Source organism: Acidovorax sp., from assembly GCF_046314175.1.
Taxonomy (GTDB): domain Bacteria; phylum Pseudomonadota; class Gammaproteobacteria; order Burkholderiales; family Burkholderiaceae_C; genus Acidovorax.
Map to the genome: position 1 here is coordinate 1 of NZ_JBKBXG010000165.1, position 5,178 is coordinate 5,178.

The 5,178-nt window shown below is 65.6% G+C and carries 7 protein-coding genes; 3 read left to right on the forward strand and 4 right to left on the reverse strand.

Annotated elements, in window-relative coordinates; translation table 11 throughout:
• Window positions 1–8: 8 nt before the first annotated feature.
• The gene (locus ACK4OE_RS24990) at window positions 9–830 is read left to right on the forward strand and encodes a metal-dependent hydrolase (protein WP_409889132.1); all 822 of its coding nucleotides are present in this window, start codon (window positions 9–11) and stop codon (window positions 828–830) included.
• A 27-nt stretch (window positions 831–857) separates the two neighbouring features.
• On the opposite strand, the gene ACK4OE_RS24995 is transcribed toward ACK4OE_RS24990, so the two are convergent.
• From ACK4OE_RS24995 to ACK4OE_RS25010, 4 genes are all read right to left on the reverse strand, one after another.
• Window positions 858–1,160, reverse strand: coding sequence for a hypothetical protein (locus tag ACK4OE_RS24995; protein WP_409889127.1), 303 nt, complete (start codon window positions 1,158–1,160; stop codon window positions 858–860).
• The gene (locus tag ACK4OE_RS25000; protein WP_409889128.1) at window positions 1,142–1,867 is read right to left on the reverse strand and encodes an MBL fold metallo-hydrolase; all 726 of its coding nucleotides are present in this window, start codon (window positions 1,865–1,867) and stop codon (window positions 1,142–1,144) included. Before ACK4OE_RS25000 ends, ACK4OE_RS24995 begins: the two co-directional genes overlap by 19 nt.
• Window positions 1,868–1,875: 8 nt before the next feature.
• Window positions 1,876–2,757: a bile acid:sodium symporter family protein gene (locus tag ACK4OE_RS25005; RefSeq protein ID WP_409889129.1), complete on the reverse strand. Its 882-nt coding sequence runs from the start codon at window positions 2,755–2,757 to the stop codon at window positions 1,876–1,878.
• A gap of 147 nt (window positions 2,758–2,904) precedes the next feature.
• The gene (locus tag ACK4OE_RS25010; RefSeq protein WP_010457980.1) at window positions 2,905–3,429 is read right to left on the reverse strand and encodes a DUF962 domain-containing protein; all 525 of its coding nucleotides are present in this window, start codon (window positions 3,427–3,429) and stop codon (window positions 2,905–2,907) included.
• 177 nt (window positions 3,430–3,606) lie between these two features.
• On the opposite strand from ACK4OE_RS25010, the gene ACK4OE_RS25015 reads away from it, so the two are divergent.
• The gene (locus tag ACK4OE_RS25015) at window positions 3,607–4,311 is read left to right on the forward strand and encodes a Crp/Fnr family transcriptional regulator (protein WP_409889130.1); all 705 of its coding nucleotides are present in this window, start codon (window positions 3,607–3,609) and stop codon (window positions 4,309–4,311) included.
• 104 nt (window positions 4,312–4,415) lie between these two features.
• On the forward strand, window positions 4,416–5,178 hold a 763-nt coding region (locus tag ACK4OE_RS25020), incomplete at its 3' end, for an aldehyde dehydrogenase family protein (RefSeq protein WP_409889131.1).

A 5,178-nucleotide genomic window follows, 5' to 3' on the forward strand; every position in this document is an offset into this window, starting at 1 on the left:
CCATCCCCATGACCGAACTCGTCGTGCGACGCCTGCTCATTGACCTGGAAACGCCTTTTGACCGCCACTGGTGCGGCGGCGATGCGTTTCGCACGGCGTTCTTCAATGCGCTGTCGATGAGTTTTCCGGTGGGCGAACAATTCTTCATCGACGCGGTGAAGGGCGGGCACAAGGCCATGCCGCCCGAGCAACACGCGAAGTTCGCTGACGAGGTCCGGGGCTTCATCGGACAAGAGGCGACCCACCGCCGCATCCATGCGCTGTTCAATGGGCACCTCGAAAAGCAGGGCCTGGTCAACGAATGGGCATCCCGCGCGCAGGAACGCATGCAGCTTTTCGCCGGAGCCGACCCCCGCCACCCCCTGGCCGTGACGGCTGCCAACGAGCACTTCACCGCCCTGCTGGCTGAATGGCTGCTGGCCCACCCCGAGACCCTGCAGGGGGCGGAGCCGCGCCTGGCCACCATGTGGCAATGGCATTGCGCCGAAGAGTCCGAGCACAAGAACACGGCCTTCGACATTTACCAGGCCCTCGGCGGCAATCACGAGTGGCGCATCACCTGGTTTCGCCGCATCACCATGGTGTTTGTGGGCGATGTGCTGCGCCAGACGGTGGGCAACCTGCGCCGCGATGGCACGCTCTGGCACTGGCGCACCTGGTCCAGCGCCGCGCGCACGCTGTTTGGCAAAGGGGGGCTGGTGCGGGAGACATGGCGCCCTTGGCGCGAGTACCTGCGGCGCGACTTCCATCCCAGCCAGCACGGAACCGATCTCTCGCAGCGCTGGCTGGCCGAGCACAGCGAGCAGTACTTTCCGGTTGGCGCGCAGTGAGCCGCCAAGATCGGTAGGGACTTGCCTTTAACGGCTCTGCGCCAACCCGGCCCACACATCCATCGGCAGCCATTCCAGCGGCAGCCGCACGTCCACCCCCTCGCGGTTGCCCCGAGCGCGCAGGTAGGTCATGGACGCATCAAAGTCGTCGAGCGGCGGCGGCATGGGCTGCATGGGTTGGCCGGGCGGCTGCCAGAAGTCGTCCCAGTGGATGGGGATGACGCGCCGGGCACCCACGGCAGCGATCACCTCGGTCCACAGCGCGTCGCGGTAGCTCTCGGGCCGCGGACCCAGGGCACCGATGCCCTGCATCACCACGTCGGCGTGCACGCCCCGCAGGGCCCCGGGCTCAAAGCCCGCGCTGCCCACGATGAGCAAGGTCTTGCCCCCATGTTCGATGTGCAGCGCATAGCTTTGGCCTTCCTTGTAGTCGCTGGCACGCACGGGCGGGTGCAAGGGCTCCGTGATCTCGCCGCCGGTAAAGCCGGTGGGCGCATGCCGGCTGGGTACAGCGTGGCGGTAAAGCGCCCAAAACGCAGGGGCTCCCCCAGCTTCGCGGTGTGGATCTGCGCCTCGGGCAACCCCGCGCCCCGGCCCACGTTGGCCGTGGACGGCGAGCCCAGCAGCAACGCACCCGTGCGCCGTGCGACCTCTGGGGCATCCATGGCATGGTCATAGTGCGAATGCACGGGGATCACCGCTGCGAGCCTGCCGGTCTTGCCGGTCAGCCCGGCACGCTCCAAGCCCTGGGCGATGGCCTGCAGGTCGGGCTCCACCTTGCCAAGGAAGGTCTGCAGCTTGCCGGGGCGCGAGAAAAAGCCGTCGGTGAGCAAGGCCGTTTCTCCATCGTCCAGCAGCACGGTGGAGACCCCGAGGAAAGTCACCTTCAGCGGCGCCGGCGGCCCACTGCCAACGGGAGCCTTCCAATGCAGGTCCGCGTAAGGTGCGAGCGATGGATGCTGCTGCAGCGCCCACCAGAGCGCAGCCAGCGCCAACAGCAGCAGGGCCAGCACCGCCAGCAGTGCCCTCTTGAACACCGTCCGCACTATGGCACCGCCCTCACAAGGGCCTTGGCCTGCCGCCGCAGCACCAGCGTGCCAAACAGCGTGGCCAGGACGTACATGCTGACCGAGTAGATCGCCGCAGGCAGTGCCAGCTGGAAATTGCCCAGCACCGACAGCGCGATAAAAATCGCCAACGTGGAGTTGTGGATGCCGATCTCAAAGCTGATGGCAGTGGCCATCGATTTATCCAGCCCCGCCGCGCGCGAAAGGTAGTAGCCCGACGCGAGGCTGATGGCGTTGAACAGCAACACGGCCGGACCGATGACCGCGAAGGATTCGACCAGCGCTGTCCATTCCTTGGCAATCGCAATCAGCGCAAACGCGGCCAGCACCACGGCGCTGAAGATCTTCATGGGCTTTTCCATGCGCGCGCTGAAAGCCGGCGCGCGCCGGTGCACCGCCATGCCCAGCACCACGGGCACCAGCACGATGATGATCACCTCGACCACCTTGCCAAACTGCAGCGGCACCACCTGGCCGGTATGGGCAAAGGTGTTGATGGCCCAGTTGGTGATGACCGGCAGGCTCACGATGGACAACACGGTGTTGATGGCGGTGAGCGAAATGTTCATCGCCACGTTGCCGCCAAACAGATGGCTGAACAGATTGGCCGACACACCGCCCGGTGATGCAGCCAGCAGCATCAGCCCCACCGCGTAGAGTGGCGCCACACCCAGCAGCACGATGAGGGCATAGCACGCCGCAGGCAACACCAGCACCTGCAGCACCAGGGCCAGCACCACGGCACGTGGGTGGTGCATGAGGCGCTTGAAATCCCCCACCGTGAGAGAAAGGCCCAGGCCGAACATGACCAGCCCCAGGGCGATGAACAACAAGGTGGGAAGTACGGAAACAAAGCTCATGGGTCACACACGGTCAGACGGCTGCCGCGCTCCATTCATGCAGAAACCAAAACGACAAAACCCATGGCACCGCTGAGATGCCACGGGTCTGGCAGGGCAGATCCACCCTGACAACAAGGGAACACGGTGAAGGGAAACCGGCCTGGCTTACGCGGCTGCCTGGCTGGTGCGCAGCCGCACCGGGCCGCTGCGCTGCTCAATCGCCGCCTGCACTTCCTTGCGCAAACCCAGCGCAAAGGCCCACTCGGCCACCACAAACAGCGGGCCGACAATCAGGCCCACCAGGTCGTCCACAAACGCGGGCTTGCGCCCTTCGTAGTAGTGGCCCACGAACTGAATCACCCAGCCCACGGCAAACAGCCCGATGCCCGTGGCCAGCCACACCGCCAGGCTTTGCATTGCCACCCATTGGCCGCCTGCCAGCATGGCGGCCAGCAGCGCCGCCATCACCAGGCCAAAACGCGCATCCAGCCGGAAGTAGAAAACACAGCTGGCCAGTGCGCCAAACAGCGCCGGGCTCAGCGGCAACTCGCCCACCATCCACGTGGGGCGCGACAGCAGGATGACCACGGCCAACATGATCATCGGCACGCCCACAAAGTGGGTGTGGATGTTGCGCGGGTCGCGGTGGTAATCGGCGTACTGGGCCAGGTGGTCGATCAGGGTTTTCATGGGTGTCTCCTGGTATTGTTTTGAGCAGGATCAATGGTCGCCCTGCGACGGCGCCTGCGTCTGTCGGACACACGACAAAAGAAAGTCAAAGCCCGCAAGCCCAAGACCCTTCCCGTACACACGCTGGCGGACTTCCCTCGCCGCTCCCTTTTTTGTTTTGCGCCCCTTCTTTCCCGCATGACCGACCCTGCCGCCTCTCTGCCCGTGCTCCAGTCCGGACGCTGGTTTGCCCACCTGCCACCCGGCTTTGCCCAGCCGCTGCTGGCCATGGCACAGCTGCGCCATCTGCAGACGGGCGAAGTGCTGTTCCTGCGCGGCGATGCGCCGTGCGGGCTGTACGCGGTGGTGCGCGGCGCGGTCAGCATCTCGGGCACCGGGGGCCGGGCCGACGAGGCACGGGCCGCGCTGCTGATCCGCCTGGAGCCGCCGCAATGGTTTGGCGAGATCTCGGTGTTCGACAACTCCGCACGCACCCACGACGCGCAGGCCACCGAGCCGACCACGCTGGTGCACATCCCGCACGAGCGGCTTCAGCACTGGCTGCAGGCCCACCCGCAGCACTGGCATGCGCTGGCCCTGCTGCTCACCGACAAGCTGCGTTCGGCGTTTGTGGCCATGGAAGAGCTGGCGCTGCTGCCCGCGCCGCAGCGCCTGGCGCGGCGCCTGGTGATGATGGCCGAGGGCTATGGCCAGTGGACGGCCGAGGGCCAGTCGCGCCGCGTGATTGGCATCTCGCAAGAGCAGTTGTCGCTGATGCTGGCTATCTCGCGCCAAACCACCAACCAGATCCTCAAAGACCTGGAATCGCGCCACCTGGTGCGCGTGCAGCGCGGCGAGGTGGAGATCCTGGACCTGGCAGCGCTGCGTGCCACCTGCTATTGAATTGCTATCAACTATGTAGCTACTAGCGCTTTACCAACAAGCGCCAGAGGCATTTTTTACTCAAATAATAAGCACACATTCCATTTCCGGGCAAAATGACGGCCATGCAACTGAACTACATCGCCAACGCCTCGGTTCCGTCCGCCTCGGGCCGCACGATTGCCATGATCGACCCGTCCGATGGCCAGCCCTTCGACGAGATCCAGCGCAGCAACGCCGAAGACATCGACGCGGCGGTGCATGCGGCACGCCAGTGCTACCACGCGGTGTGGCAAAAGATGGCGCCCGTGGACCGGGGCCGCCTGCTGCAAAAGCTCTCGGCCAAGATCCTGGAACATGCCGACGAGTTGACTGCGCTGGAACAGCGCGACTGCGGCAAGCCCACCAAGCAGGCGCGGGCCGACGCGATTGCACTGGCGCGCTACTTCGAGTTCTACGCCGGCGCCTGCGACAAGTTCCATGGCGAGACCATTCCCTACCCCGACGGCTACAGCGTGCTGACCTGGCGCGAGCCCCATGGCGTCACAGGCCATGTGATCCCCTGGAACTACCCCATGCAGATCTTTGGCCGCAGCGTGGGCGGCGCCCTGGCGGCGGGCAACGTGTGCGTGGTCAAGCCGGCAGAAGACGCCTGCCTGTCGCTGATCCGCGTGGCGCAGCTCGCGGCCGAGGTGGGCTTTCCCTCCGGCGCGCTCAACATCGTCACCGGCTACGGCCACGAGGTGGGCGATGCACTGGCGCGCCACCCCGGCATCGACCACATCAGCTTCACCGGCAGCCCCAAGATCGGCACGCTGATCCAGCAGGTGGCCGCCGAGCGCCACTGCCCCGTGACGCTGGAGCTGGGCGGCAAGAGCCCGCAGATCA

What these genes read in the sequence shown, in the direction of transcription:
- ACK4OE_RS24990 (WP_409889132.1), top strand. Translation starts at nt 9, where the DNA reads ATGACCGAACTCGTCGTGCGACGCCTGCTCATTGACCTGGAAACGCCT.
- ACK4OE_RS25010 (WP_010457980.1), bottom strand. Translation starts at nt 3,429, where the DNA reads ATGAAAACCCTGATCGACCACCTGGCCCAGTACGCCGATTACCACCGC.
- ACK4OE_RS25005 (WP_409889129.1), bottom strand. Translation starts at nt 2,757, where the DNA reads ATGAGCTTTGTTTCCGTACTTCCCACCTTGTTGTTCATCGCCCTGGGG.
- ACK4OE_RS25015 (WP_409889130.1), top strand. Translation starts at nt 3,607, where the DNA reads ATGACCGACCCTGCCGCCTCTCTGCCCGTGCTCCAGTCCGGACGCTGG.